A 26,337-nucleotide genomic window follows, 5' to 3' on the forward strand; every position below is an offset into this window, starting at 1 on the left:
GCGCGGGGAGCGGGCGCGGGGGCGGGGCGGGGGCGGGAGCTGGCGCGGAGCGGAGGATGCGCGGGGAGGTCAGACGGCGGGAGCGGGGGCGGGCGCCTTGCGCGGCCGCGACTTCTTCGCAGGGGCCGTGGGCGTCGAGCCGGTCTCGGACGCGATGTCGGCGACATCCGCCGGTTCCTCGTCGACCTCGAGACGCAGCGCCTGCACGAGCGCGAGCCCGTGACGGGTCGTCACGATGACCCGCTGGAACTCGGGGTGGCCCTCGAGATCGATCACGACGCTCGGACGACGGCGGCGGATCACGGCGAAATCGTCGCCGCCGGCGGAGCGCCAGGTGCCCATCGCGACGACGCCCTTCAGGTGGGTGCCGGGGCTCGGGACGCCGCGCAACCAGGTCCAGGCGTCCTCGGTCAGCTGCACCTTCGTGATGGTGGAACGCTCGATCGCCACATTCCCCTTGCGGAATGCCATGGCGCGCTCGGCTCCCGACAGCACGACCTCAAGCTGCGTCGAGTCGAGCAGCAGCGTCACCATGGCACTAGTCTGCCAGCGCTGCCGGGCCGATCCGGGCTCATTTGCTTACAGGAGGGCAACGATCCGCGACCCTGGACAGCGTGCGCGGTGCGAGACTGGATCGGTGACCGCCGTGTCCCCCTCCGTCACCACGACCCCCGCACCCGCCGAGGCGTTGGCGCGCGCTGCCGCGGGCGAGCGCCCGGATGCCGCGGACGCTGAGGCGCTGCTGGGGGTCTCGGGCGCCGATTTCGAGCGGCTTCTCGAGCTTGCCGGAGCCGTCCGCGACGCGGGGCTCGCGGCATCCGGCCGCCCTGGAATCCTGACCTACTCGCGCAAGGTCTTCGTGCCGCTGACCACGCTGTGCCGCGACCGGTGCCACTACTGCGTGTTCGTCGACACCCCCGGTCAGCTGCTCAAGAAGCACAAGCCGGCGTATATGTCGCCCGAGCAGGTGCTCGCCGTCGTGCGACAGGGGCAGGCGATGGGCTGCAAAGAGGTGCTGCTCACCCTCGGCGACCGTCCGGAGGACCGCTGGCCCGAGGCGCGCGCGTGGCTCGACGAGCACGGCTTCGCATCGACCCTCGACTATGTCGGCCACATCGCACGCCTGGTGACGGCTGAGACAGGGCTGCTCGCGCACCTGAACCCGGGCGTCATGAGTGCGGACGAGATCCGGATGCTGCGGCCCACGGCTCCCTCGATGGGCATGATGCTCGAGACGACCTCTCGCCGGCTCTTCGAGGAGCCCGGCCAGGTGCACTTCGGCTCGCCCGACAAGGACCCCGACCTGCGTCTCGAAGTGATCGACGCCGCCGGGCGCGAGCACGTGCCCTTCACGACGGGGATCCTCGTGGGCATCGGCGAGACGCTGCGCGACCGCGCGGACTCGCTCGTCGCCATCCGCGACGCGCACGAGCGGCACGGGCATGTGCAAGAGGTCATCGTGCAGAACTTCCGCGCGAAGCCCCGCACGGCGATGCAGGGCGCACCCGACGCCGAGCTGCGGGAGTACGTCGCCGCCGTCGCCGTCGCACGGCTGGTGATGGGCCCGCACATGCGGATCCAGGTGCCGCCGAACCTCTCGGATCCCGCCGAGTTCGGGCTGCTCGTGCGCGCCGGTGCCGACGACTGGGGCGGGGTCTCGCCGCTGACGGCGGACCACGTCAACCCCGAGCGCCCGTGGCCGCACCTCGACGACCTCGCGCGCATGACCTCCGAGCTGGGCTTCGAGCTTCGCGAGCGCCTCACCGCGCAGCCCGAGTTCGTCCTCGACGCCGAGACCTGGATCGACCCCGCTCTACGTCCGGCCGTCGCCGCGCTCGCCGATGCCGCGACCGGCCTGGCCGCGGCATCCGCCCCCTCCGCCCCCGCCCCCTCGCCCCTCGTTCATTCGTCACCTGTGTACGCCGCGGACGGCGTTTCGCGTACACAGGTGACGAACGAACCGCGGGGTGGGTCCACCGATGGAGGGATCCGGCGGCTCGCGGAGTCCGCGGCGGCCGACCCGCTGGCGCTCGACGACGCGGAGTGGGTGGCGCTGCTCGAGGCCACCGGCGACGACCTCGACGCGCTCGCGGCGACGGCCGACGACGTGCGCCGGTACACGGTCGGCGAGGCCGTGAGCCTCGTCGTCAACCGCAACCTCACCTCGAGCGGCCTTCGGCCCGGTCCCACCCCCGACCCGCAGACCTTCACCATGGACGACGTCGCCGCCGTGGCGGCCGACGCATGGGAGCTGGGCGCGACGGAGCTGTGCGTGCAGGGCCTGCTGCCGGCCACCGAGGGCCCCGAGCGCTATCTCGACATCGCCCGTGCCGTGAAGGCCGCCACCCCGCGCATCCACCTGCACGCCTACCGCCCGCAGGACGTGCGGGACCTCGCCGACCGCGGCGGATACGGCCTCGACGGCGCTCTCAGCGCTCTGCGCGAGGCAGGCGTCGACACCGTGCCGGGCACGGGCGTCAAGGTGCTGAGCGAACGGGTTCGCGGCCTCGTCGCCCCCGGCGACCTCGAGATCGACCGCTGGATCGACGGGATCACCGCCGCGCATCGCGCGGGGCTCCGCTCGACCGGCGTCCTGTTCTACGGCCACGTCGAGACCGCCGCCGAACGCGTCGAGCACCTGCGCCGGCTGCGCGCGATCCAGTCCGACACGCGAGGCTTCACGGAGTTCGTGCCGATCCCTCTGCCCGGACCCGCGGGCGGCGTGCCGCTCGTAGCCGGCCGCAGCCCGCTCGACGAGCACCGCGCGGTGGTGGCCGTGTCGCGGCTGCTCCTCTCGGGCAGCATCCCTCACATCCAGATCCCGTGGACGCGCGTCGGACGCGAAGCATCCGCCGTCCTGCTGCAGTCCGGGGGCGACGACCTCGGCGGCACGCTGCTCGACGGCCGCGTGAAACCCGAAGCCGGCATCGAGCACGGCCTCGAACTGCCGGTGACGGATGCCGCGGCCCTCGTCGGGCGCCTGTTCCGGCCGTTCCGCCAGCGGACCACCGACTACCGCGAGCCTGCGCCCGACCGCAAGGCGGCATGGCGATGACCGTCGCCGGCACGGCGGCACGGGTCGAAGTGGCGATCGTCGGCGCGGGCTTCGCCGGCATCGGCATGGCACTCGCGTTGCGGCGCACCGGCCGCGACGACTTCGTCATGCTCGAGCGCGGCACCTCCGTCGGCGGCACGTGGCGCGACAACACGTACCCCGGGGTCGCGTGCGATGTGCCGTCGCACCTCTACGGCTTCGCCTCCCACCCGAACCCGTCGTGGTCGGGCACGTTCGCACGCGGCGACGAGATCCATGCCTACCTCGAGCACGTCGTCGAGATGGAGCACCTGGGCGACCGCCTGCGCCTGGGCACCGCGATGCAATGGGCGGACTGGGATGCCGAGCACGAGGTGTGGCGCATCGGGACCTCGACCGGCACCGTCGTCGCGGACGCGCTGGTGCTGGCGTGCGGCCGCCTGACCGAGCCGTCGATCCCCGCGATCGCCGGGCTCGAGACCTTCCCGGGGCCGCTCTTCCACTCGGCGCGCTGGGACCACGACTCCCCTCTCGACGGCCTGCGGGTCGGCGTCGTCGGCACCGGGGCGAGCGCCGTGCAGATCGTGCCGCAGCTCGCCCACGACGCGGCGCACGTGACGCTCTTCCAGCGCAGCCCGGCGTGGATTGTGCCCCGCGGCGGGACCGCATACTCCGCGGCCGACCGCGACCGCTTCACCGCGCATCCCGACGAGCTCGCGCGCCTGCGCGCCGACCTCTACGCCGAGGGCGAGGCGCGCTTCGCGTCGCGGTCCGGAGACGCCGTCGCCTCCGCCCGCGCGACCGCGGAGGCGCTCGCCCACCTCGAGGCGCACGTGACCGACCCGGCGCTGCGCGCGGCACTCACGCCCGACTACGCGTTCGGGTGCAAGCGCGTTCTGCTGTCGGACGATTTCTACCCCGCCGTCGCGTCCGACGCCGTCACCCTCGTGCCGTCGGCCCTCGCCGCGGTCGACGGTTCGACCGTCATCGCGGCAGACGGCACGCGCCACGAGGTCGACGCGCTCGTGCTCGCGACCGGCTTCGCGTCGACGCAGCAGCCGTACGCCGAGCTCGTCGTGGGCGAGGGCGGCCAGCGGCTCGCCGCGCACTGGTCGGGCGGCATGACCTCGTTCGGCTCGACCGTCGTCGCCGGATTCCCCAACCTGTTCGTGCTCAACGGGCCCAACGCGTCGCTCGGCCACTCCTCCTCCGTGCTCATGATCGAGGAGCAGGCGGCGTACGTGGCTCGTGTGCTCGACCGCCGCGCCGCGGTGGGAGGTGTGCTGCGGGTCGACCCGGTCGCCGAGCTCGCCTACACCGATGAGATCGCCACGGCGGCGGCATCCACCCCCTGGATGACCGGCGGATGCCGCAACTGGTACGTCGACGGACGCTCCGGCCGTCTCACCCTGCTGTGGCCGGGTACCGTCGATGCGTTCCGGGCGCGCCTGTCCCGCGCGGACGGCTCGGAGTTCCTGCCCGGCCCCGTTCCGCTTCCCGTCCCCTCGGCGCTGCGCGCCCCGCTCGAAGGAGTCGCATGACCGTCCCGCTGCGTTTCGGATACAAGGCCTCCGCCGAGCAGTTCGGCCCGGCCGAGCTGCTCGACTACGCCGTTCTCGCCGAAGAGGTCGGCTTCGACTCGGTCTTCATCTCCGACCACCTGCAGCCCTGGCTGCACGAGGGCGGCCACGCCCCGGCATCCGTTCCCTGGCTCGGCGCACTGGGCGCCAAGACGTCGCGGGTCCTGATCGGGACATCGGTGCTGACCCCGACCTTCCGCTACAACCCGACCGTCGTCGCGCAGGACTTCGCGACGCTCGGCGTGCTGTACCCCGGCCGTGTGATCCTCGGCGTGGGCACGGGAGAGGCGCTCAACGAGGCGAACCTCGGAATCGCGTGGCCCGGTCCGCCGGAGCGGTTCCAGCGGCTGAAGGAGGCGATCGGGCTCATTCGTCGGCTGTGGTCCGAGGACCGCGTCACGTTCGACGGCACGTACTACACCGCGCGCAACATCACGATCTACGACAAGCTCGACGAGCCGGTGCCGATCTACATCGGCGCCGCAGGTCCGGCCGCGACCCGGCTGGCCGGGCGCACCGCCGACGGCTTCATCACCACCTCGGGCAAGAAGCCGGAGCTGTACACCGAGACGCTCCTTCCGGCGCTCGACGAGGGCCTGGCGAAGGCCGGCCGCACGCGCGAGGACATCGACACGCTCATCGAGGTGAAGGTCTCGTTCGACCATTCCGTGGAGGCGGCCCGCGAGAAGACGCGGTTCTGGGCTCCGCTCGCACTGACGCCCGACGAGAAGATGGGCGTCGACGACCCGGTCGAGATGCAGCGCCTCGGTGAGCAGCTGCCGATCGAGCGGGCAGCATCCCGCTTCATCGTGTCGACCGATCCCGACGAGCACGTCGAGCGCATCGGCTGGTACGTCGACCACGGGTTCCGCCATCTGGTGTTCCACGACCCCGGGCACGACCAGGCCACATTCCTGCGCATGTACGGCGAGGAGATCCTGCCGCGACTGCGCGCGAAGTACGGCGCGTGAGGCGGCTGTTCGGACGGGCGCAGCGGGTCGCGGCTCCGGATCGCACGGCGCCCGGCCATCGCGATCCCGGCGTGTCGGCGGCGCGGACGGGCGACGATCCGGAGTCATGGCGCAGGCGGTGGATCGTCGTGGTCCCCGTGAAGCCGCCCGCACGGGGCAAGTCGCGCCTCGACGTGCCCGGCATCGACCGCGCCGCACTCGCGCACGCGATCGCCCTGGACACCCTCGAGGCCGCGACGGCGTGCGAGGCGGTGGCACAGGTCGTGGTCGTGACGAACGATCCCGCGCTCGCTCGTGAGTCCGGCACGATTCCGGCACTGCGGTTCGTGCCCGAGGGCGAGGCCCGCGGACTCGACGCCGCGGTCGCGACCGGGGTCGCCGCGATGGATCCGGCGGCGCGCATGCCGCGGGCCGCGCTCCTCGGCGACCTGCCGGCGCTGCGACCGTCCGACCTCGCCGACGCGCTGCGGGCCGCGGCATCCGTCCCCCGCTCCGTGGTCGCCGACGCCGAGGGCACCGGCTCGACCCTGGTCACCGCGGCGCCTGGTGCGGCGTGGCAGTCGTCGTTCGGCGAGGGGTCGTTCGCACGGCACCTCGCGCTCGGGTGCACGGCGCTCGAGATTCCGGATGCCTCGACCCTGCGTCGCGACGTGGACACCGCGGATCAGCTCGACGTGGCCTCGGCGCTGGGGCTCGGCCCCCGGACCGCCGCCCTGCTTGCCCGCCGCTGATTCGTCGCACGGGCATTCCCGCGCTTGCCCGGATCATCGAGCCATCGCCCTCCGCCCGCCGATAGCCTGGCGGGATGAGCGACTACCAGGTGCTGGAGATGGGCGGACTCGACGAGTGGCGGGAGCACTACGGCGGGTTCCGGCCCGACAGCTCGCGCGACGGACGGCGGGTCGTCGATCACGACATCACGATGCAGTACATCGGCATGACGGCCAACGCCTACGAGCCCGGCGAGGAGGCCGGCTACTGGCACCGCCACGCTCGCATCGAGGAGCTGTACGTGTTCCTCGCGGGCCGCGGCCAGATGGCCCTCGACGACGACATCGTCGACGTCGGCCCGGGCACCGTGGTGCGCGTGGGTCAGGACGTGTGGCGCACGTGGCGGGCGGTGCCCGACAGCCCCGAGCAGCTGCGGTGGCTGTGCATCCGCGCCGGCGGCACCGAGCTGCCGCACCTGCCCGACGACGGGGAACGGGGGCCCGAACGCCCCTCCCCCTGGAGCTGAGACGCTTCGCGGGATGGGGCCGCGACCTCGCCCCATCCCACGGCGTCGTCACGCGACGAGCAGGTACACCGCCCCGACGATGGTGAAGCCGATGACGAGCCGCTCGAAGAGCTTCTGGTCGAGCCGGTCGGCCAGGCGCCGGCCGACCAGCGCGCCGCCCACCACGAGCGGCACCAGGACGAGGTCCAGCAGCAGGCCCGGCGGGGTGATGATGCCGAGCCCGATCGAGAACGGCACCTTGAACAGGTTGACGATCGCGAAGAACCATGCGGCGGTACCGAGGAACTCGTTCACCGGGAACCGCGCCGCCAGGAAGTACATCGACATGACGGGCCCGGCGGCGTTCGCGACCATCGTCGTGAAGCCGCCGAGCGCACCATAAATCGCGGCGGCGACGCGGTGGGGACCGTCGTCCGACACCCCTGCGCCGAAGCGGCGGCGCAGCAGGGTGATCGCGATGACGAGGATCAGGATCACGCCGATCGTCCGCTTGACCCAGATGTCGCCGGCGAGCGCGAGGAACACGACGCCCAGCAGCACGCCGGCCACGACGGCCGGGGCAAGCCGCAGCAGCGCCCGCCAGTTCGCGTGCCGACGGTACATCGTCACCGCGAACAGGTCGGCGACGATCAGGAGCAGCAGGAGTGTGCCGGTGGATTCCCGTGCCGGCAGCACGGCCGCGAAGATCGCGACGGCGAGCGTGCCGGCGCCGGGCACGGCGGTCTTCGACAGTCCCACGATGACCGCGGCGAGCGCGAGCAGCGCCCATGCGAACCAGGTCAGCTCGGGCACGTCACACGTCGGCTGCGCCGAGCGCGGTCTCGGCGAGGGCGGCGGAGCGCGCGGCATCCGTCATCCACAGCGGCGTGACGAGGGGACGGATGCCGAGGCCGGCCACGTCGCCGGCGGCGGCCTCGTCCTCCTCGGCGATGAGCCACACGTCGAGCAGGCCACCGGCGCCGCGCGCACCGTAGTGCGCGGCGACTGCGGCCGCGGACGTCTCGACGCCGATCGCGGTCAGGCAGACGTCCGCCATGCCCCGCACGACCTTGCCGCCGATGATCGGCGAGACGCCGACGACGCGGGCGGGGGTGCGGGTGAGCGCATCGCGGATTCCGGGCACCGCGAGGATCGGACCGATCGAGACGACGGGGTTCGACGGCGCGAGGAGCACCACGTCGGCGGCGGCGATGGCTTCGAGCACGCCCGGAGCAGGTGCGGCCCGGTCGATCCCGGGGTTGTGGAAGCCGGCCGGCGGGAGGGTCGCCCGGTGCCGCGTCCACCACTCCTGGAAGTGAAGGCGCGCGCCGTCTTCGAGCTCGACGATCGTGTCGACCTCGGCGTCGGTCATCGGCAGCAGGCGAGCGCCGAGGTCCCAGCGGTGCGACATGCGCTCCAGCACGGCGGTCGGTGTCAGCCCCTCCCTCAGCCATCCGGTGCGAGCCAGGTGAGTTCCGAGGTCCAGATCACCGAGGGTGAACCAGGGCCAGCCGGCGCCCCACTGCTGGAGCTCGTGGTTCACGCGCTCGCTGTCCCCCCGGCGGCCCCAGCCACGCTCGCTGTCGTTTACGCCGGCGAGCGCGTAGGTCACGGAGTCCACGTCGGGCTGCAGCCGCACACCCGAGAGCCAGAGGTCATCGCCGGTGTTGACCACCACGGTGAGGGCGGATGCCGTGTCGTCGTCGCCGCGGGCACGCAGTGCGCCGCGCACGCCGAGGACGAACTTCGAGCCGCCGACGCCACCGGCGAGCACGACGACGCGGGGCGGGCGGGTCAACGGCGGTCGGCTCCCGGAAGCGGCAGCGCGCCGGTGCGGGGCGCGAACTCGTCGGCCGCGTGCGGCAGCGAGAAGGTCGCGACCGCATCGATCAGCGCGTCGACCGTCTGCGTCGGGGCGACGACGTCGACCTCGAGGCCGGCTCGCTTGGCGTCCTTGGCGGTGCGGGGTCCGATCGCCGCGATCAGCGTCGTCTCGGGCACGTCGGGGAACTGCGCGTGGACCTGCTCGGCGACGGACCCGCTCGTGACGAGGATCGCGTTGATGCGGCCGGAGCGCACATCTTCGGCGATGCGCTCGGTGACCGGCACGCCCACGGTCCGGTAGGCCACGACGCTGCGCACCCGGTGCCCCGCCTCGGAGAGCTTGCGGGTCAGCACGGGCTTGGCGATCTCGCTGCGCAGCGTGAGGATGTCGCGCGCCTCCGGCTCGAGGGCGATGAGCTGCTCGGCCATGCCGGCGGCGGAGTTGTCCTGCTCGGGGACGAGGTCGACGCGGTAGCCGACGGCCAGCAGTGCCGCAGCGGTCGTCTCGCCGACCGCGGCCACGCGCGTCTTGGGCGGGACGATCGCCCGGTAGGCGTACAGCACGTCCACGGTCGTGGCGCTCGTGACGGTGAGCCAGTCGAAGGCTCCGGCGGCGAGGTCTGCGAGCGACTGCTCGAGCGCGGCCTGGTCGTTCGTGGGCGCGAAGTTGATGAGCGGCGCGATCACCGGCGTCGCCCCCTGGCGCCGCAGGGACGCGGCCACGCCGTCGCCCCACGGCCCGCCTCGGGGCACGAGAACGCGCCAGCCGGTCAAAGGCTTGGCGGTGGGATGCTGCACGCCGGCGTTCATTGGGTAGCGGTGTTCATGAAGGGGTCGACTCTCGTGGTGCTCAGTCGGCCGCCCAGGACGTTCGAGCAGCCGAAGCGCGATTGAATCGGGTTCGCGCGTCGGCAGCATACGCACCATTGCACTGCCTCGCCTCCCGAGCATACCCCTCATCGCGAAAGGTGTGATCGGGGGCCGTTCAGCGTGTGTACAGGCGGACGACTCCCCAGACGGCGGCGCCGATCGCCACGGCACCGACGACGACCGCCACGGAGGCGGCGACGGGGTTGCGACGCCGGAACGCGCGTGCCTTGGTCACGCCGTCGTCGACGGCGATCCCGAGCCGCTTGGGCACGTTGGCCTTCTCTTCGATGGCGGCCAGTGCCGCCTTCAGCTCGGCGCGGGCTTGTTCGACCGGGTCGGCGATGCCGAGCGGCACGGCGGTGCGGGGCACCGGCACGGGCGCGTCAGAGCTCATCGCGCACCTCCTTCACATCCTGGGCGATCGACTGGGCGGGGTTCTGGCGCTTGCCGATCTTGCGGAAGCGGAGGATGCCGAGCAGCGCCAGGAAGACGGCGACGATCAGCATCGCGAAGAAGACGACGAGCGCCGACAGCCACACCGGCCACCACGACGACAGGCCGGCGATGGCCCAGGTTCCCAGCGCGGGCACCGACCAGAAGAGCACGAACAGAGCGGCGAACACCCACAGGGCACCCCAGCCACCGTCCTTCGCGGTGCGCGAGAGCCACACCTTGGCGGCGTCGATCTCGGCGATGACGAGGTTGCGGATGAGTTCCGGGATCTCGCCGAGCAGGGTCAGCAGACCGTCATCCGCGCGGTCGCGGAATCCACGCGGCGTCGTCATGTCATGCTCCGCCACGACCGTCGGAGGCGTCGTCCACGGCCTCGTCGACGGCGTCCTTCACGGCCGACGCCGACTTCTTGGCGGCCTGGCCGACGTCGTCGGCCGATTCCTCGCCCGCCTTGATCGCGGCATCCAGTTTCTGCCCGGGAGTGCCCTTCGAACCGGCGGCCTGCGCGACCTTCACTGCCGAGTCCCACAGGGTGGAGGGAAGCGCCATCGCCTGCGTCTTGGCGAAGTCCTTGACCTTGCCGACCTGCTCCTGCACCGGGTCGAGGTTCCAGACCTTGAGCCACTGGGCCTTGATCTGCTCATAGCGTTCCCGGCCGGCGCGCGTGCCGAGCACGTATCCGATGGCGATTCCGACGACGAGTCCTGCTTTGCCCCTCATTGGGGTCTCCTCACACTCGGTGATGCACCTGACGATCTCCCCAGGGTAGCCCTGTATTCCGATTCCGGCATCCGCCCTTGACACGGGCGGAAAGAGCGCACTCACGCTCGCGCGTCGGCCCCGAAGAGCAGTGCGCGGCGCAGCCGATCGGCCTGGTCCTGGGCGTCGGAGACGACCTGCGCGAGCCCGCTGCCCGACAGCCACGCCCCGACGGCCGCGACTCCGTTCGCGCGGGAGATCCGGCTCCGCACCGCTGAGGCGGCGTCGAGCCGGCCCCGCGCCGACGCGGGCGGCGCGAGCGTGAACCGTGCCCGGTGCGCACCCACGAGGCGATCGGCGCCGAGCGTCACGCCGAGGAGGGCGGATGCTTCGGCCAGGGCCAGTTCCGCAGCATCCGCGTCGTCCAGATCCGCCGTCGCGGGCGGGTCATCGGGGGCACCGAAGGCGACGCGCACCACGTGACGCCCCGGACCCGTCGCCTGCGCGAGCCACGGCCACCGCGCGGTGTCGTGCGCCACGCCGACGGCTCGATACGCGCCCGGCACCGCGTGCACGTGCACGCCGCGCGACGCCGCGTCGAGTTCGGATCCGTCGACGACCAGGGTCACGACCTCGCGAGCGATGCCCGCCGGCACGGCCGATTCGACGGCTTCGTCCGCGAGAAGGCCGGCGAGGAGCATCCGTGCGCTCTCCTCATCGGTCGCGACCACGACGGCGTCGGCCACGAGAGCCGCCCGCGCGCTGCCACCCGCCGCTTCGGGGGGCACCTCGTGCGGGAACCCCGCGCCCGAACCCGCAGCGCCTGCCCCCTGAACGGCGCCCGAGCCGTGCCCCTGCGCTTCGGGGGGCACCTCGTGCGGCAACCCCGCGCCCGAACCCGCAGCGACTGCCCCCTGAACGTCCTGCACGCCCGCGGCGTCCGGCTCGAGCTTCACGGTCCAGCGCGCGTCCAACCGTTCGAGCCCGACGGCGCGCGTGCCGGTGCGCACGTCGACGCCTCGCCCGACGAGCTTCTCGTGCAGGGCGTGGACGAGCCTGGGCATTCCGCCGTCGATGCCCTCGATCGCGGGCGCCCGGTCGGCGCCGAGACGCAGCTCCGAGACCGCGGCGCCCAGCGATCCGGTACGGGTGAGGGCCGGGTTGAGACCTGGCGCCGCGATCTCGACGTCGACGTCGTCGGGTGCCAGCCCGAAGCGGTCGATGCTCAGCGGCGCGACCAGGCGGTCGTGCACCCGCGCGCCCATGCGGCCCCGCACCAGGCGACCGAGGCTGCGCTGCGAGCCGATCGTGAGCGGCGGACGCAGCCGGTCGAGGTAGGCACGCCACGCACCGCCCCAGCCGATCACGTTCCGCACGCTCTCATCCCACGCATTCGCGGGGATGCCGAGCACGTTCTCGCGGGGCAGCGGAGCGGCGGCGTCCTTCGGCAGCCCGGCGATCCACTCGCGGTCATCGCCGGGGCGCACGATGACGGCATCCGGGTCGACCTCCTCGATCAGCCGGCGCACCACGCCGTCGCGCGTCGAGAAGCACGTCGCGCCGGTCTCGAGCTCGAGACCCGCGACCTCCGCCATGCCGACGACACCGCCGAGACGACCGGACGCCTCGACCAGGGTCACCGCCATGCCGAGCTTGGCGCACTCCCACGCCGCCACCAGTCCCGCGATCCCGCCGCCGATCACGACGACGTGCGTCTCACGCGCGTGGGCGACCAGTTCGTCGAGGGGTTCAGGCGCACCGGTCACGGCATCCATCCTCCCACCGGTGCCGGTCGCGCTCGGAGCGCGTCGAGCGCCGCCGCGTCAGTCGGCGGAGCGGCGCTGCTCGCGCGCCTCGGCGCGGGTGAGGGGAGCGTGCGGGGGCTCCTCCGAGACCGTCGCGGGCTCGGCTGCGGCATCCGTCTCCGCGACGGCGGCGGATTCGGCGACGGATGCCGTCGCCCCGGCCACCGACGTGACGCGGCCGTCGTGCAGCTCGATGACCCGATCGGCCCGCTGCACGAGCAGCGGGTCGTGCGTGGAGACGATGGCCGCGAGGCCCTGGGAGTGCACGAGCTCGCTGATCAGATCCATGACCGTCGCGGCGGTGCGGGAGTCGAGCTGACCCGTCGGCTCGTCCGCGATCAGCACATGCGGTCGCGCGGCGATCGCACGTGCGATGCCGACGCGCTGCTGCTGGCCGCCGGACAGCTCGGTCGGGCGCTGCGCCGCGTGATCGGCGAGACCGACGAGCCGCAATGCCTCGGCGACGCGCTCCTCGCGCTCGGCGGGCGGCGTCTTCACGATCCGCAGCGGCAGCTCGACGTTCTCGGCGGCGGAGAGGATCGGGATGAGTCCGAACGACTGGAAGACGAAGCCCAGCCGTTCGCGGCGCAGCTCGGCGAGGGCGTCCTCGTCGAGCGCGGTGGCCTCGACGTCGCCGATCCACACCTTGCCCGACGTCGGCCGGTCCAGGCCGCCGAGCAGGTTCAGCAGCGTCGTCTTTCCGGCGCCCGAGGCGCCTCGCACCACGACCAGCTCGCCCGCGGCGACCTCGATGTCGATGTCGACGCACGCGTGCACCTCGCCGGCAGCCGACGCGAAGGTGCGGGTGAGCTTCTCCCCGCGCAGGGCAAGGGTCATGAGGGCTCCTCTGTGGGCGGTTCGTCGGGGAAGACGGATGCCTCGGGCCGGGCCTGCTGGCCGGGCCAGACACCGACGTGGTCGGGCTCGAGCGCGAGGCGGACGCGCTCGCGCAGGTCGAGCGCCGCCACGAAGTCGTCGGGCAGCTGCAGCCGGCCGACGCGGTCGAGCACGGCGTACTCTTCGGCGACGTGCTGCTCGGCACCGTGCTCATCGAGTCTCGTGGAGCGCAGCACCTCGGTGGACGTGCGCCCGTCGCGGATCTGCACGGTCCGGGCGACGTGCTCCGAGACCGCCGGGTCGTGCGTGACGATGAGGGTCGTCACGCCCAGCTCGCGGTTGACCGAGCGCATCGCCTCGAGGACGTGCGCGCTCGTGGTGTCGTCGAGCTCTCCGGTGGGCTCGTCGGCGAGGAGCACGCGCGGGCGGTTGGCGATCCCGACCGCGATCGCGACGCGCTGCTGTTCGCCACCCGACATCTCCGGGGGACGGCGGTCGGCGCAGTGCGACACCTCGAGCAGGTCGAGCAGCTCCGTGACCCTCGTGCGTCGCGCTGCCGCACCCTTCGCCTCGCCCGTGATCGCGAGCGCCGCGGCCACGTTCTCGCTCGCGGAGAGGTAGGGAAGCAGGTTGCGCGACGTCTGCTGCCACACGAACCCGACGCTGCGGCGTCGGAACGCCACGCGCTCCTTCTCCTTCATGGTCAGCAGGTCGTGCCCGGCGACCCACGCCACGCCGGCCGTGGGCTGGTCGAGGCTCGACAGGATCGACAGGAGCGTCGACTTGCCCGAACCCGAGGCGCCGACGACGGCGACGAGCTCGCCGGGGTCGATGCGCAGGTTCAGCCCCTGCAGCGCCTGCACCTCGACGCCGGCGCCGTTCGCCGCCTGCACCTTGAAGATGCGCACGAGATCCACGCACAGGATGTCGGCGTCCGGGAGAGCGGCCATGGTCCTATCCTTCCTCCACGGTGCGCAGTGCGCCCGCAGCACGGATACGGCGCGACACCAGCAAGGCGATCGCGGTGAGCAGCACGGCGAGCGCGATGAAGCCGCCCAGTGTGAGCGCCAGCATCCCGCCGTCCACCTGGTACGCCGGCGCGACGGACGAGCCGGTGAACGGACGCAGATCGACGGCGGCCAGCACGACCAGGGGCACGAGCGCGCCGAAGACCGTTCCGGCGACGACGGCGGCAACGGCCGGCGGGCCGATCTCCCACAGCGCGAGCGACGTGGCCGAGCGCGACGGGGCGCCGAGTGTGCGCAGCAGCGCGAGCACGCGCGCACGCGGGGCGGCGGCGAGGGTGAGGGTCATGACGATCGCGAGCGCGCTGAGCAGCGCCGCCACCGCGGTCGCCGCGAGCAACGCGGCGCGGACGCCCTGCACGGCGGGGCTGGACTGGATCGAGGCCGCGATCTCGTCTGCGGTGTCGATGCGCACCTCGGCACCGAGGATGGCGCGCAGCTCGGAGTCGACCGCGTCACGCGGTGCCCCCGGCGCGAGGCTGACGAGGAGGGTGCGGTCGGACGGATCCCGGCCGAGCACCTCTTCGGCGTACGAGGAGTCGATCGCGATCCAGTTCTCTCTCGTCCCGATGGGCACCGGTCCCCGCGTCACCCCGACGACCTCCGCCGCGACTCCGCCCAGGTCGACTTCGTCGGAGCCGTCGATGAGGTCGGCGACCGATCCGGAGACGACGATCGGCATGGGGCCCGACTCGACGGGCTCGAGCGAGACGCCGGGAGGCAGCATCCCGGGTCCGTCTCCCTGCGCGGCCGCCAGGTCGGCCGCGTCGACGACGAACACCGACGTGCCGCGCTTGACGCCGCCGATGTCGAGCGTCTCGGGCTCGGCTCCCGAGATGCCGGCAGCAGCGTCGACCCCGTCGACGGCCGCCGCCTGGTCGAGCTGCTCGCGGGTGAAGCCCGCGCCGCTGACCCGCACGTCCGCGCCGACCTGGGCGTTCGAGGCCTCGGTGATCCCGGTCTGCAGGGCGGACAGCAGGATGCCGGAAGACACCGCCACCGACACGCCCACCACGAGCGCCAGCACCGGCGTGAGACCGATCGACGGTTCGCGCAGTGCGCGGGCCGAGCCGAGGAAGGCGTCGAGTCCCGCCGACGCGCGCGCTCGTCCGAGCACCGCCCGCAGCGGGATCGGATACAGGCGCAGCGTCAGCAGGCACGCGACCAGGGCGAGGAGGAGCGGCGTCGCGGCGAGCAGCGGGTCGGCCCCGGCACTGTAGCCACGGAGGAAGAGGAGGACGAGAGCGACCAGCGCGAGCACGGTGACCGCGCCCTCGACGATGAGCCGCAGCCGCGAGCCGCGGCGCCCGAGGTCGGTGCGCACCTGACGCTCGGCGACCGACGGGGCGAGCGCCGCGAGGATCGAGACCGGCGCAAGCGCGAGCAGCAGCGCCGGGATCAGGGCCGCCGGGCCCGGCGCTGCCCCGAAGAGGAGCAAGCCTCCGACGACTGCCACCGCGGCACCGAGGATCGCGGGGATGGCACCGACGAACACACCCTCGATCGCGAGCAGCCCGCGCAGCTGGGCGATCGACGTCCCGCGAGCCGACAGCAGGCGCAGACTCGGCCGGCGGCTCTCGAGGATCAGCCGGCATCCCAGGATCAGCACGGCGGCGGCGACGCCGACCGGTCCGGCGATCAGCATCGCGATCACGCCGGCGGTCGAGGCTTCCTGCGCCAGGGCGAGCTCGATCTCTCCGGTGATGTCGGCGTCGAACTTCACGCCGAGGATGCCGGCCGGACCGCCGGCTGACGAGGCGACCGTGTGCGAGACGGCCGTGAGCTTGTTCAGTGCTGCAGCGGTCTGCGCCGCCGAACGCGCCTCGATCCGGTCGGTGTCGAGCGGATACCACGTGTCGGTGGTCTGCGACGTGGAGAAGAGATAGACGTACGGCAGCGATGCCGGGTGCGCGAACGCCGTGGCCGTGACGACGCGGGGGCGGTTGCCGTCGTCGAAGATGCTGGGTTCGAGCACCGAGGGGACGTGTTGCCAGTAGTCGCCCGACGCGTCGACTGCCTCGAACGTGCCCGTGAGGAGGAACTCCACCGTGTTCGAGAAGGTGCGCATCGAACGGGTGTCTCCGACCGCCCATTCCATCTCCGCGGCGGTGGCGACCGAGAGGACGACTTCCAGGCGCACCGCCGAGGCCTCGGCTTGCGTCAGGTTCTCGAAGCCCGGGGCGGGCTCGGGAAGCCGCCCGTCGACCACGCGGACGTGGCCCTCGTACTGGGGTGAGAACGCGACCTCCAGCTCCCGGGTCTGCGTTTCCTCGAGACCGTGCTCAGACGTACGGCTGATGGCGTGCGCCTCCCCGAGCAGCTCCGGCAGCGGTTCCTCAGCGGACTCCCGGATGCCGTCGAGGGCCTCGAGGAACGAGTCCCATATGCCGTCGGTCGTGAGCGGGTCGCTCACGTCCGAGATCTGGGGGACGCCCACCGAGCTCGACACCACGTCACGCTCGGTCGCCGGCACACCGTCGAGCCGGTCGCGCAGCGCGGCATCCCCGAGCAGTCCCAGCGCGATCGGCGCAGCCGTCGCGAGGAGCGCGAGCACGAAGACGAGCGCTGCGACGATCGCACCGCCGCCCGCACGGGAGCGCAGATGGTGCGCGACGAGAGCACGGGTCGACACGCGACGGGTCATCGGGACTCCTCCCCCACCGTCGCCGATCGCGCCGCCCGCCCGACGCCTGCCGCGGCCGCTGCCACGATCACCGCGAGACCAGCGACGAGCGCCGCCACCGCCGCTGCGAGCGGGACCCACGCGATCGTCACCCCGCCCACGATCGACAGGATGCCGGGGGTCACGGCGCGCACGAGCTCGGGCACGATCAGCCACGACACGAGCCCTCCGGCCGCCGCGCCGAGCAGCACGGCCGCGCCGAACACCCCGCCGAGCTCGGCCGCGCGCATGCGGGCCTGGCGTCGATGCCCGACGCCGAGCGCGCGGAGGACCCCGAGCTCGCGGCGCCGCGCGATGGCGAGCGTCTGCACGATCGCGAACGCCGCGACCAGCGACAGCACGGCCGAGCCTGCGGTGGCGATCCACCACCCGGGAACGAGGGCGCCCACGACGCTCGCGGTCACGCCGGGAGCGGATGTCGTGACCGGCCGGTCGCGCAGCGCGGCGCTCAGCTCGTCGTCGGCCGACGGGTCACCCGCGGCCCACACCGAGCCCGGCGGCACGATCGATGTGCCGCGCTGCAGCTGTGAGATCAGGAGCGTCTCCATCGGCACGAACAGCGCGAGCTCCGAGGTCGCCCCGGGCACCGCCGCCACCACGGACGACACGACCGCGCCACCCTGGCGTCCGGTGCCGGCGTAGCGGAATTCGACGGGATCGCCCACGCCGATCCCGAGGCGGGACGCGAGCGCCGACGTGACCACGGCCGCCACGGGCGGAAGCGCGGCATCCTCGATCGCAGGCGCGTCGGCGAGGACGCCACCGTCGCCGAGCCACACGACCGCATCGTCGCCGCCCCCGTCGAGCACGGTCTGTCCCGCGATCTCGAGCGGACCGGCGCCCACCGCCTCGATGCCCGCGATCGTCACCACGACCTCGGCGCCGGCCATGCTCGGACCGGACGAGGCGAGAAGAGCGGCCAGACGCCACGGCGCGGCACCGGCGGGCAGTTCCGCATCAGCGGCGAGTGTCACCGTGCCTTCGCCGTCCACCGCCAGCTCGCCCTCGAGCGAGACCGCTTCCGGCGTGCCCGTGCCGTCGAGCAGCAGCGCGTGGAGTGACACAGCGCCGACGGTCTGCGACGAGGACATCAGCGTCGCGGTGACCGCCAGCCCGGTCGCGGCATCGCCGAGCGGCACCGGCTCCGACGCGACGACCTCCGTGCCCCCGGCGGTGACCGCTGCGGCGAGCGCTTCCTTGTCGATGAGCCCGCCCGCCGAGGCGACCACGGGCTCGATCGCCTCGGACGGCACCGCGACGAGCTGCGCCTCGGTCGAGCCGATCTCGACCGGGGTCACGAGGGCGGAGGCGGCAGCATCCACCCCCTCCACGTCGCTGGAGACGGCCACGTCTTCGGAGTCGACCGTCTGCGGCGCCGTGTCGACGCGAAGGTCGGCGCCTGCCCGCACCGCTGCGGAGTCGGTGGTCATCGTCTGCCACGTCGCACCGTAGGCGGACGTGAACACCGCCTGCGCCACAGTGAGCGCCACCAGCACCACGGCGGCGGCATAGATCGGGATGCGGCGGGCCACCTGCCGTGCCGGGTAGCCCGGCTCCAGACCCGCAGCCGCCGCGGCTGGTCGCGACCACGCGACGGCGGCGGCGCCGAACACCGCCAGCGCGACGATCGCGCCGGCCATGAGCACCACCGCCGGAGCGACCGCGACGATCGGGTCGAAGCCGGCGCCGCGCGCGAGCGGCAGCTGCCAGACGACGAGCGCGGAGGCCAGGAGCACCAGCACGACGAGCGCCGCGGCGGTCGTCCGCGCACCGCGGGCGGAGGTGCGGCGGCGCTCGCCGCGACGCAGTGCGACCGCGAACACCGCGGCGAGGGCGAGCGCTGTCCCCGTCGCCCACAGCCACTGAGCGAGCACATCGGCAACAGCCGCGCCCGCGAGAAGCGAGACGACGACGGCGAGGATCACCCCCGCCACCGCGCCCGCGAGCGCGGGGGCGACGCCCTCTGCGGCATCCGCCAGCCACGCCTGCGCCCGTGAGAACCCGCGAGCGCGGATCGCGGCCGTCTCGTGCTCGCGCGCCGCGGCGATGAGGCCCGCCAGCTGGGCGACGGCGGTGCCCGCGAGAAGCACGACGAGGAGCACGAGGGCCGGCGACGCGGAAGCCAGCGCCGTGGCGCCTGCCTCGACCTGGGCGGCGACCTCTTCGGCCGGCACGCCGGGAGGGGGCGGATCGCCCGCGACGGCGACCGCCCGGGCGAGCCAGGCGAGCACAAGGCAGACGGTGGCGATCGCGACGGCGACGGTCGCAGCGGCACTGGCCAGCAGACCGGACCGCGCACGCGCCCGGACCGCGAGCAGGCGGGCCGACGAGAGCGCGCGGCGATCGGGCATGGGCTCGGTCCTCCGCGGTTCGTCGGGCGCTGACGTGATCCTGCCAACTTATCCGACCGCCTCACGTGCGCCGTGACTTACCCACAGCGGCGGTGCGAGACTGGGCACATGACGCTGCACATCACGGGCGATGCCGCCGCCGATCAGCTGCTGACCGACGACCCGCTCGCACTGCTCATCGGCATGCTGCTGGATCAGCAGGTCGCGATGGAGACCGCCTTCGCCGGTCCGCTCAAGATCGCGGAGCGCGCAGGGACGCTGGATGCTTCGGCGCTGGCCTCGTTCGATCCGGACGCGTTCGCCGAGCTGTTCAAGGCGACCCCGGCGGTGCACCGGTTCCCGGGGTCCATGGCCGGTCGCGTGCAGGCGCTGTGCGCAGCGATCGAACAGGACTGGGCGGGCGACGCCGCCGCGATCTGGCGCCGTGACGAACCGGACGGGCCGACGGTGCTCAAGCGGCTGAAGACGCTTCCGGGCTTCGGCGAGCAGAAGGCGAAGATCTTCCTGGCGCTGCTCGGCAAGCAGTACGGATTCACCGGCGACGGCTGGCGCGAGGCATCCGCTCCGTACGGCGAGGACGGCTCGCATCGCAGCGTCGCCGACATCGTGTCGCCCGAGTCGCTCGCTCTCGTGCGCGAGCACAAGCGCGCGGTGAAGGCCGCCGCGAAGGAGAAGGCATGAAGAAGACCGGTGGCAGCGTCGCCGCGTTCGTCGCGGGAGTGACGCCCGCCAAACGACAGCGGGATGCCGAGACCATGATCGCCCTCATGTCGGAGGTGACCGGCCGCGATCCCGAGCTGTGGGGCACGATCATCGGGTTCGGCTCATGCCACTACCGCTACCCGACCGGCACCGAGGGGGACGCGCCCATCGCCGGGTTCGCGCCTCGCAAGCAGGCGACCACCCTGTACCTGCTCAGCACCGCCGAGCACTCGCCGCAGCTCGCGGAACTCGGACCGCACGAGACCGGCGTCGGATGCCTGTACCTCAAGGATCTCGAGACGGTCGACACCCGAGTCCTGCGGGACATCATCGAGCAGGACTACCGGCGAGTCCTCGAAGGAGACGTCGAGAACGTCACCTTCACCGTCACGGATTGACCGGCGCGGCGGATCGCTTTCTCCACAGGTCCGCACGGCAGCGGCGCCCGTCGATAGGGTGGGGGCACCCGCCCCTCGCCGTGGAGTCCACATGCTGCCCTTCCTCATCGTCGGTGGGATCGGCCTCGCCGTCCTGCTGATCTCGCTCATCGTCGGCGACATCTTCGACCACTTCGAGATCGGCGACGGCGCCATCTCGGGTACCGCCTTGGGCGTCGCGGCCGTCGTGTTCGGGGCATCCGGCGTCCTGACGTACACGGCCGGGCTCGACACCGTGTGGGCGTACGTCCTCGCGGCGGTGCTGGCCGCGCTCGCCTACCTCGTCGCCGTGTTCTTCGTGAAGCGGCTGACGCGCTCGTCCGACGGCGTCCCCCTCTCGGCGATGGGGCTCAGCGGCGTCTCCCGGTCCGACATCTCGCCCGCCGGCGGCGAGGTGAGCCTCGACGGACCCGGCGAGGTCGAGCGGCGCCTCGCGTACTCGGACGCCCCCATTCCCGAAGGCGTCCGCATCCGCGTCGTCGAGCACTCGGGCACGCGCGTCAAAGTCGTCGCCGAATAACCTCCACCCTCGATCCGCCGGGCCGCCCGGCATCCGGAAGGTCACCCATGCTCGATTCGACCCTCATCCAGGTCATCGCAGTCGTCGCCCTCGTCATCGCGGTGCTCGGCCTCATCACCTTCATCGCGCGCCGCATCCGGCGCGTTCCACCCAACGAAGCGCTCGTGATCGTCGGCCGCGGGGCCGGCAGGCCCGCGCCGGGCGAGACGGGCACCGGCCAGCGCGTCGTGATCGGCGGACGCACGTTCGTGTGGCCGATCCTTCAGCAGGGCTTCTCGATCTCCCTCGAGCAGCGCCAGATCGGCATCACCGTCGAGGGCGTCGACAAGAACCGCATCAAGATCGCCATCAAGGCGTCGATCAACTTCAAGGTCTCGGGCACCGAGGACGGTGTGCGCCGCGCGGCCCAGCGATTCCTGTCGCAGCAGGGCGCCCTGACCGAGATCATCAAGGAGTCGCTCGAAGGCTCGCTGCGCTCGATCATCGGCGACATGACCATCGAGCAGATCATCTCGGACCGCAAGGGCCTGTCGGACCGCGTCGTCGCCGAGACCAAGACCGACCTGGTGGAGCAGGGCCTTCAGGTCGACCTGCTCAACATCAGCGACATCTCGACGCCCGGAAGCGACTACCTCGCCAACCTCGGTCGCGCCGAAGCCGCACGCGCCCGTCAGGTCGCCGAGATCAGCGAGGCCGAGGCCGCGCGGGCCAGCGAGTTCGCCCGGATCGAGGCCGCCGAGCAGATCGCCGAGCGCCAGAAGGCACTGAGTCTGAAGCAGGCGATCATCAAGGCCGAGACCGACCGTGCGAACGCGGAGGCGCAGGCCTCCGGCCAGCTCGCCACCGCCGAGCAGGACAAGCTCGTCGCCATGCAGGAGCGCGAGGCGCTCACCGAGCAGGCGCTGGTGACCCAGGAGCGCCTCGACATCGAGATCCGCAAGCCCGCCGAGGCCGAGGCGTACGCCGAGGTCCAGCGTGCGACCGCACTGCGCGACGCCGCGAACGCCGCGACCGAGGCCGACGCCTACAAGCGCACCAAGATCGCCGAGGCGAACAAGGTGGCCGCCGTCCAGGATGCCGAAGCGGCGGCGACCGCCGTGCGGTTCTCAGGTGAGGCCGAGCGCGACAAGCAGGTCGCTCTGGCCGCCGGTGTCAAGGCCGAGGGTGAGGCGCGCGCTTCGGCGATCCAGGCGGAGGGCCTCGCCGAGGCGGCGGCGACGGATGCCAAGGCCATGGCGCTGCAGAAGTACGGCGAGGCCGCGCTCGCGCAGGAGATCATCTCGCGCCTGCCCGATATCGTGCGCGCCGCCGCCGAGCCGATCGCGTCGATCGACAAGCTCACCGTCATCTCGACCGACGGCGCGTCCGAGATGACCAAGACCGTGGGCAAGGTGCTCGGCGAGGGCACCGAGGTGGTGAAGAACCTCACCGGGCTCGACCTCAACACCCTCATGCAGGCCTTCGCATTGAAGGCCGTGGGCGCCGAGGCTGTCGCCGGCGACGGCGCCAAGACCGCGACCGGCGCACTGGGCGGCACCGACTGATCGCGGCCGCCCGGCACTGACGGAGCCGTCGCGCCGGCCCCGTCGGCCCGCGCCGCTGCGGCTGCCGTCCGCGCGGCGGCTCCCGCGGCGCGGAGGCTCAGGCGCCCTTGAGACGCTCCGCGAGGTAGGCGTGCAGGCCCTCGAGCGGGACACGCTCCTGGCCCATGGTGTCGCGGTCGCGCACGGTGACGGCGCGGTCGTCGAGCGAATCGAAGTCGACGGTGACGCAGAACGGCGTGCCGATCTCGTCCTGACGGCGGTAGCGGCGGCCGATGGCACCGGCGTCGTCGAAGTCGACGTTCCATTCGCCGCGGAGATCCTCCGCCACCTCGCGCGCGATCGGCGACAGCTGCTCGTTGCGCGACAGCGGCAGGATCGCCGCCTTCACCGGCGCCAGGCGCGGGTCGAGCTTGAGCACCGTCCGGGTGTCGGTGCCGCCCTTCGCGTTGGGCGCCTCCTCCTCGTGGTACGCATCGACGAGGAACGCCATCATGGCGCGGGTGAGCCCGAACGACGGCTCGATCACGTACGGCACGTACTTCTCGCCGGATGCCTGGTCGAAGTACGACAGCGACTGGCCGGAAGCTTCGGCGTGGCTGGAGAGGTCGTAGTCGGTGCGGTTGGCGACGCCCATGAGCTCGCCCCACTCCTTGCCGGGGAAGCCGAAGCGGTACTCGACATCGATCGTGCCCGCCGAGTAGTGCGCGCGATCATCCTCGGGCACGTCGTAACGGCGCATGTTGGCCGGGTCGATGCCGAGGTCGATGAACCAGTTCCAGCAGTCCTCGACCCACGCCTTGAACCACTCGTCGGCGTCGGCCGGTGGGGTGAAGAACTCGATCTCCATCTGCTCGAACTCGCGCGTGCGGAAGATGAAGTTTCCCGGCGTGATCTCGTTGCGGAACGCCTTGCCGACCTGGCCGATGCCGAAGGGCGGCTTCTTGCGCGAGGCGGTGAGGACGTTCGCGAAGTTCACGAAGATGCCCTGCGCGGTCTCGGGCCGCAGGTAGTAGAGGCCGGACTCGTCGTCGACGACACCCAGGTAGGTCTTCACCAACCCTGAGAACGCCTTGGGCTCGGTGTACTGGCCCTTCGTACCGCAGTTCGGGCACGGGACATCCAAGAGCCCGTTCTCGGCCTTGCGGCCCTTGCGCGCCTCGAAGTCCTCGATGAGGTTGTCGGCGCGGAACCGCTTGTGGCACTGCAGGCACTCCACGAGCGGGTCGGTGAAGGTCGCGACATGACCGGATGCCTCCCACACGCGCTTGGGCAGGATGATCGACGAGTCGAGGCCGACCATGTCACCACGACCGCGGACGAACGTCTGCCACCACTGGCGGCGGATGTTCTCCTTGAGTTCGGTGCCGAGGGGTCCGTAATCCCACGCCGACCGGGATCCGCCGTAGATCTCACCCGCTTGGAACACGAACCCGCGGTGACGGGCGAGGGCGATGACTTTGTCGAGGCGGGACTGCTCGGCCACGGTGGCTCCAATGGTCGGGTGGGGGCTGCACGAAGGTGCGGGATGCCGCGAGCGCGGCATCCGTCGATTCTATCCGCGTCCTGCTCCCGCGCCGGGGCGCTCAGAGCCGGCGGCCGTCCATCGGTTCAGAGAAGCTGGGCGAAAGCCTCCGCGTCGCGCGTCTTGCCCACGACGAGGATCGTGTCACCCGCGTGCAGCACGGTGCGGTTGTCGGCGTTGTCCCACGGTTCGCCGGCATGCTGGAAGGCTGCGACCGTGACGCCGTGGCTGCGCCGCAAGCCGGTCTCACCCAACGGCACGTCCTGGATCGACGACGGCGCCGGTGCCTTGACCATCGCGTATCCGGCGGCGATCTCGATGAAGTCGAGCGCAGCGCCACGCACCAGGTGCGCGACCTTGCGCCCCATGTCCTTTTCGGGGTAGATCACCTTGTGCACGCCGAGCTGCTCGAGGATGAGCCCGTGCTGGTCGGTCACGGCCTTGGCCCAGATCGCCGGGATGTCCATTGCCAGCAGCACCGAGCAGGTCAGGATCGAGGCCGAGACGTCGCCCCCGATGGCCACGACGACCCGGTCGAACTCTTCGACCGCGAGCTGCTCGAGAGCCTCCCGCTTGGTCGAGTCGGCGCGCACGACCTGCGTGAGCTCTCCGTTGAGCGACTGGACCAGATCCTCGTCGAGGTCGATCCCGAGGACCTCGGTCCCACCGGCCATCAGCTCCAGGGCGAGCGCACGTCCGAACCGCCCGAGGCCGATCACGGCGACGGAGCCTGCCTCGGCGACGCGCCGAGACCGATCGATGGCACCGAAGTGCGAAAACCTACCCAATTGCGGGCCTCTCTTTCGGGAGTTCGTAGAGGATGCGGCGCTCTCGGAGTGCGATCGCCGATCCCAGGGTGAGCGGCCCCAGCCGCCCGAGGAACATCATGAGTACGAGCACGATCCGCGCGGGATCGGACAGGTCCGCGGTGATACCGGTCGACAGCCCCACGGTGCCGAACGCCGAGACCGTCTCGAAGAGCGCACGATCGAGGTTCTGTCCGGAGAGCAGCATGATGGCGCCGGTTCCGGCGACCACGGCCGCGACGGCGATGAGGACCACGGTGATCGCCTGCCGGTGCACGGCACGCGAGAGCCGCTTGCCGAAGATGTTGACGGCGCCCTCGCCCCGCAGCTCGGTGAGCATGATGAAGAAGAGGACCGCGAACGTGGTGACCTTGATCCCGCCTGCGGTGCTCGCCGGGCCGCCGCCGATGAACATCAGCACGTCCATGCCCAGCCAGGTCTCATCGTGGAGGGCACCGATGTCGACGGAGTTGAAGCCGGCGGTACGGGTCTGCACGGATTGGAAGAAGGCCGCCAGCACACGAGCCCACGGGTCGAGCCGTCCGAGCGTCGCGGGGTTGCTCCACTCGATGACGCCGATGTACACGGTGCCCGCCACGAGGAGGACGGCGGTCGCAGCGAGCACGATCTTTGTGTTCATCGCCCAGTGCAGCGGACGCCGGAACTCCTTGCGCAGCTGCATGATCACCGGAAAGCCGAGCCCGCCGAGGATGACCGCGGCCGCGATCGGCAGGCAGATGAACGGGTCGGCGACGAAGGGCATGAGGTTGTCGCTGTAGAGCGCGAAGCCCGCGTTGTTGAACGACGAGACGGAGTGGAACAGCCCGTGCCAGGCGGCGTCGCCGATCGAGTATCCGTAGTGCACTGAGAACCGGAGGAACAGCAGGACGAACACGGCCGCCTCGATGGTCAGCGAGATGAGCACGATGCCCCGCACGACGCCGCGCACATCCTCCAGGCCGGGGGCCTTCGCCTCCGTCGCCGCATACAGCCGCGACCGGACCGACAGCTTGCGCGCCAGGACCAGGCCGATCAGTGACGCGAAGATCATGATCCCGAGACCGCCGAGCTGGATGAGCAGGAGGATCACCGCCTGGCCGAAGCCGGTCCAGTACACCGGCGTGTCGACGACCGTCAGACCCGTCACGCACACGGCGCTCGTCGCGGTGAAGAGCGCCTCGACGAAGGATGCGCCGCCCGGACCCGTCCGCGAGATCGGCAGCATGAGCAGCGCCGTTCCGACGGCGATGGTTGCGGCGAAGCCGCCCACGACCGCCTGCGCAGGCTTCAGCTGGAACGGTCGCGAAGTGACGCGCCGGCGAGCGGGCAGCTGTGGAGCAGGACGAGTCACTCCGACACGTTAGGTGCGCGAGGCATGGCGCCGGCGTGCCCTCACGGAATCCTCACGGCACTGCCCCGGTCATCCTCACGAAATCCACACGGCGTGGCGGATCCCGC

General features: G+C 72.0%; 24 protein-coding genes. 9 read left to right on the forward strand and 15 right to left on the reverse strand.

The window, feature by feature from the left end; all coding sequences use genetic code 11:
* Positions 1-69: 69 nt before the first annotated feature.
* Entirely contained in the window at positions 70-534 is a 465-nt protein-coding gene (locus tag HF576_RS06425) for a hypothetical protein (protein ID WP_168911878.1), read from the reverse strand.
* Positions 535-646: 112 nt separating this feature from the next.
* Here HF576_RS06425 and cofG point away from each other — a divergent pair, with 112 nt between their 5' ends.
* The 5 genes from cofG (at position 647) to HF576_RS06450 (ending at position 6,822) form a co-directional block, all read left to right on the forward strand.
* Positions 647-3,055, forward strand: a complete 2,409-nt coding sequence (gene cofG / locus HF576_RS06430; protein ID WP_425522982.1) for a 7,8-didemethyl-8-hydroxy-5-deazariboflavin synthase CofG — start codon at positions 647-649, stop codon at positions 3,053-3,055.
* Positions 3,046-4,575, forward strand: a complete 1,530-nt coding sequence (locus tag HF576_RS06435; RefSeq protein WP_240948649.1) for a flavin-containing monooxygenase — start codon at positions 3,046-3,048, stop codon at positions 4,573-4,575. The genes cofG and HF576_RS06435 overlap by 10 nt, the downstream gene beginning before the upstream one ends.
* On the forward strand, positions 4,572-5,585 hold the full coding sequence (gene fgd, locus HF576_RS06440; protein WP_168911880.1) for a glucose-6-phosphate dehydrogenase (coenzyme-F420): 1,014 nt from the start codon (positions 4,572-4,574) through the stop codon (positions 5,583-5,585). The genes HF576_RS06435 and fgd overlap by 4 nt, the downstream gene beginning before the upstream one ends.
* A complete protein-coding gene (gene cofC, locus HF576_RS06445; RefSeq protein ID WP_343234179.1) occupies positions 5,582-6,316 on the forward strand; it encodes a 2-phospho-L-lactate guanylyltransferase in 735 nt (244 codons plus the stop codon). The genes fgd and cofC overlap by 4 nt, the downstream gene beginning before the upstream one ends.
* Positions 6,317-6,390: 74 nt before the next feature.
* On the forward strand, positions 6,391-6,822 hold the full coding sequence (locus HF576_RS06450; RefSeq protein ID WP_168911881.1) for a cupin domain-containing protein: 432 nt from the start codon (positions 6,391-6,393) through the stop codon (positions 6,820-6,822).
* 48 nt (positions 6,823-6,870) lie between these two features.
* Here the strand turns inward: HF576_RS06450 and HF576_RS06455 are convergent, their stop codons facing one another.
* The 11 genes from HF576_RS06455 to HF576_RS06505 all read right to left on the reverse strand — a co-directional run bounded on the left by HF576_RS06455 (position 6,871) and on the right by HF576_RS06505 (position 19,348).
* A complete protein-coding gene (locus HF576_RS06455; RefSeq protein WP_343234180.1) occupies positions 6,871-7,614 on the reverse strand; it encodes a sulfite exporter TauE/SafE family protein in 744 nt (247 codons plus the stop codon).
* Between the two features lies 1 nt (position 7,615).
* On the reverse strand, positions 7,616-8,599 hold the full coding sequence (gene cofD / locus HF576_RS06460) for a 2-phospho-L-lactate transferase (RefSeq protein ID WP_168911883.1): 984 nt from the start codon (positions 8,597-8,599) through the stop codon (positions 7,616-7,618).
* Positions 8,596-9,435, reverse strand: a complete 840-nt coding sequence (locus HF576_RS06465) for a uroporphyrinogen-III synthase (protein ID WP_168911884.1) — start codon at positions 9,433-9,435, stop codon at positions 8,596-8,598. The genes cofD and HF576_RS06465 overlap by 4 nt, the downstream gene beginning before the upstream one ends.
* Before the next feature lie 175 nt (positions 9,436-9,610).
* On the reverse strand, positions 9,611-9,889 hold the full coding sequence (locus HF576_RS06470; protein ID WP_168911885.1) for a hypothetical protein: 279 nt from the start codon (positions 9,887-9,889) through the stop codon (positions 9,611-9,613).
* Entirely contained in the window at positions 9,879-10,280 is a 402-nt protein-coding gene (locus HF576_RS06475) for a phage holin family protein (protein WP_168911886.1), read from the reverse strand. The genes HF576_RS06470 and HF576_RS06475 overlap by 11 nt, the downstream gene beginning before the upstream one ends.
* Position 10,281: 1 nt before the next feature.
* The gene (locus HF576_RS06480; protein WP_168911887.1) at positions 10,282-10,668 is read right to left on the reverse strand and encodes a hypothetical protein; all 387 of its coding nucleotides are present in this window, start codon (positions 10,666-10,668) and stop codon (positions 10,282-10,284) included.
* Positions 10,669-10,769: 101 nt separating this feature from the next.
* Entirely contained in the window at positions 10,770-12,422 is a 1,653-nt protein-coding gene (locus tag HF576_RS06485; protein WP_168911888.1) for a protoporphyrinogen/coproporphyrinogen oxidase, read from the reverse strand.
* 48 nt (positions 12,423-12,470) lie between these two features.
* Entirely contained in the window at positions 12,471-13,289 is an 819-nt protein-coding gene (locus tag HF576_RS06490) for an ABC transporter ATP-binding protein (protein WP_168911889.1), read from the reverse strand.
* Entirely contained in the window at positions 13,286-14,239 is a 954-nt protein-coding gene (locus HF576_RS06495) for an ABC transporter ATP-binding protein (RefSeq protein WP_168911890.1), read from the reverse strand. Before HF576_RS06495 ends, HF576_RS06490 begins: the two co-directional genes overlap by 4 nt.
* Before the next feature lie 4 nt (positions 14,240-14,243).
* Entirely contained in the window at positions 14,244-16,958 is a 2,715-nt protein-coding gene (locus HF576_RS06500) for an FtsX-like permease family protein (RefSeq protein WP_168911891.1), read from the reverse strand.
* Positions 16,955-19,348 carry an FtsX-like permease family protein gene (locus tag HF576_RS06505; protein ID WP_168911892.1) on the reverse strand — a complete coding sequence of 798 codons (2,394 nt, stop codon included), beginning with the start codon at positions 19,346-19,348 and terminating at the stop codon, positions 16,955-16,957. Before HF576_RS06505 ends, HF576_RS06500 begins: the two co-directional genes overlap by 4 nt.
* 108 nt (positions 19,349-19,456) lie before the next feature.
* Here HF576_RS06505 and HF576_RS06510 point away from each other — a divergent pair, with 108 nt between their 5' ends.
* The 4 genes from HF576_RS06510 (at position 19,457) to HF576_RS06525 (ending at position 22,551) form a co-directional block, all read left to right on the forward strand.
* Positions 19,457-20,029, forward strand: a complete 573-nt coding sequence (locus tag HF576_RS06510; protein WP_168911893.1) for an HhH-GPD-type base excision DNA repair protein — start codon at positions 19,457-19,459, stop codon at positions 20,027-20,029.
* A complete protein-coding gene (locus tag HF576_RS06515; RefSeq protein WP_168911894.1) occupies positions 20,026-20,448 on the forward strand; it encodes a DUF1801 domain-containing protein in 423 nt (140 codons plus the stop codon). The genes HF576_RS06510 and HF576_RS06515 overlap by 4 nt, the downstream gene beginning before the upstream one ends.
* A 91-nt stretch (positions 20,449-20,539) precedes the next feature.
* Positions 20,540-21,007 (forward strand): NfeD family protein, encoded by a 468-nt coding sequence (locus HF576_RS06520; RefSeq protein WP_168911895.1) that lies wholly within the window; start codon positions 20,540-20,542, stop codon positions 21,005-21,007.
* A 47-nt stretch (positions 21,008-21,054) separates the two neighbouring features.
* Complete coding sequence (locus tag HF576_RS06525) at positions 21,055-22,551, forward strand: flotillin family protein (RefSeq protein WP_168911896.1); 1,497 nt, start codon at positions 21,055-21,057, stop codon at positions 22,549-22,551.
* Positions 22,552-22,648: 97 nt separating this feature from the next.
* On the opposite strand, the gene HF576_RS06530 is transcribed toward HF576_RS06525, so the two are convergent.
* The 3 genes from HF576_RS06530 to HF576_RS06540 all read right to left on the reverse strand — a co-directional run bounded on the left by HF576_RS06530 (position 22,649) and on the right by HF576_RS06540 (position 26,209).
* A complete protein-coding gene (locus tag HF576_RS06530) occupies positions 22,649-24,034 on the reverse strand; it encodes a glycine--tRNA ligase (protein WP_168911897.1) in 1,386 nt (461 codons plus the stop codon).
* A 125-nt stretch (positions 24,035-24,159) separates the two neighbouring features.
* Positions 24,160-24,792: a potassium channel family protein gene (locus HF576_RS06535; protein WP_343234181.1), complete on the reverse strand. Its 633-nt coding sequence runs from the start codon at positions 24,790-24,792 to the stop codon at positions 24,160-24,162.
* A 61-nt stretch (positions 24,793-24,853) separates the two neighbouring features.
* A complete protein-coding gene (locus HF576_RS06540; protein ID WP_168912112.1) occupies positions 24,854-26,209 on the reverse strand; it encodes a TrkH family potassium uptake protein in 1,356 nt (451 codons plus the stop codon).
* Between the last annotated feature and the right edge of the window lie 128 nt (positions 26,210-26,337).

The sequence above is a fragment of the Microbacterium salsuginis genome (assembly GCF_012524205.1).
GTDB classification, from domain to species: domain Bacteria; phylum Actinomycetota; class Actinomycetes; order Actinomycetales; family Microbacteriaceae; genus Microbacterium; species Microbacterium salsuginis.

Bases quoted from the DNA above. Each gene is read 5' to 3' on its own strand.
- HF576_RS06450 (WP_168911881.1), top strand. From the start codon at position 6,391: ATGAGCGACTACCAGGTGCTGGAGATGGGCGGACTCGACGAGTGGCGG.
- HF576_RS06490 (WP_168911889.1), bottom strand. From the start codon at position 13,289: ATGACCCTTGCCCTGCGCGGGGAGAAGCTCACCCGCACCTTCGCGTCG.
- fgd (WP_168911880.1), top strand. From the start codon at position 4,572: ATGACCGTCCCGCTGCGTTTCGGATACAAGGCCTCCGCCGAGCAGTTC.
- HF576_RS06465 (WP_168911884.1), bottom strand. From the start codon at position 9,435: ATGAACGCCGGCGTGCAGCATCCCACCGCCAAGCCTTTGACCGGCTGG.
- HF576_RS06495 (WP_168911890.1), bottom strand. From the start codon at position 14,239: ATGGCCGCTCTCCCGGACGCCGACATCCTGTGCGTGGATCTCGTGCGC.
- HF576_RS06425 (WP_168911878.1), bottom strand. From the start codon at position 534: ATGGTGACGCTGCTGCTCGACTCGACGCAGCTTGAGGTCGTGCTGTCG.
- HF576_RS06470 (WP_168911885.1), bottom strand. From the start codon at position 9,889: ATGAGCTCTGACGCGCCCGTGCCGGTGCCCCGCACCGCCGTGCCGCTC.
- HF576_RS06475 (WP_168911886.1), bottom strand. From the start codon at position 10,280: ATGACGACGCCGCGTGGATTCCGCGACCGCGCGGATGACGGTCTGCTG.
- HF576_RS06520 (WP_168911895.1), top strand. From the start codon at position 20,540: ATGCTGCCCTTCCTCATCGTCGGTGGGATCGGCCTCGCCGTCCTGCTG.
- HF576_RS06485 (WP_168911888.1), bottom strand. From the start codon at position 12,422: ATGGATGCCGTGACCGGTGCGCCTGAACCCCTCGACGAACTGGTCGCC.
- HF576_RS06500 (WP_168911891.1), bottom strand. From the start codon at position 16,958: ATGACCCGTCGCGTGTCGACCCGTGCTCTCGTCGCGCACCATCTGCGC.
- HF576_RS06435 (WP_240948649.1), top strand. From the start codon at position 3,046: ATGGCGATGACCGTCGCCGGCACGGCGGCACGGGTCGAAGTGGCGATC.
- HF576_RS06505 (WP_168911892.1), bottom strand. From the start codon at position 19,348: ATGCCCGATCGCCGCGCGCTCTCGTCGGCCCGCCTGCTCGCGGTCCGG.
- HF576_RS06525 (WP_168911896.1), top strand. From the start codon at position 21,055: ATGCTCGATTCGACCCTCATCCAGGTCATCGCAGTCGTCGCCCTCGTC.
- HF576_RS06480 (WP_168911887.1), bottom strand. From the start codon at position 10,668: ATGAGGGGCAAAGCAGGACTCGTCGTCGGAATCGCCATCGGATACGTG.
- HF576_RS06515 (WP_168911894.1), top strand. From the start codon at position 20,026: ATGAAGAAGACCGGTGGCAGCGTCGCCGCGTTCGTCGCGGGAGTGACG.
- HF576_RS06510 (WP_168911893.1), top strand. From the start codon at position 19,457: ATGACGCTGCACATCACGGGCGATGCCGCCGCCGATCAGCTGCTGACC.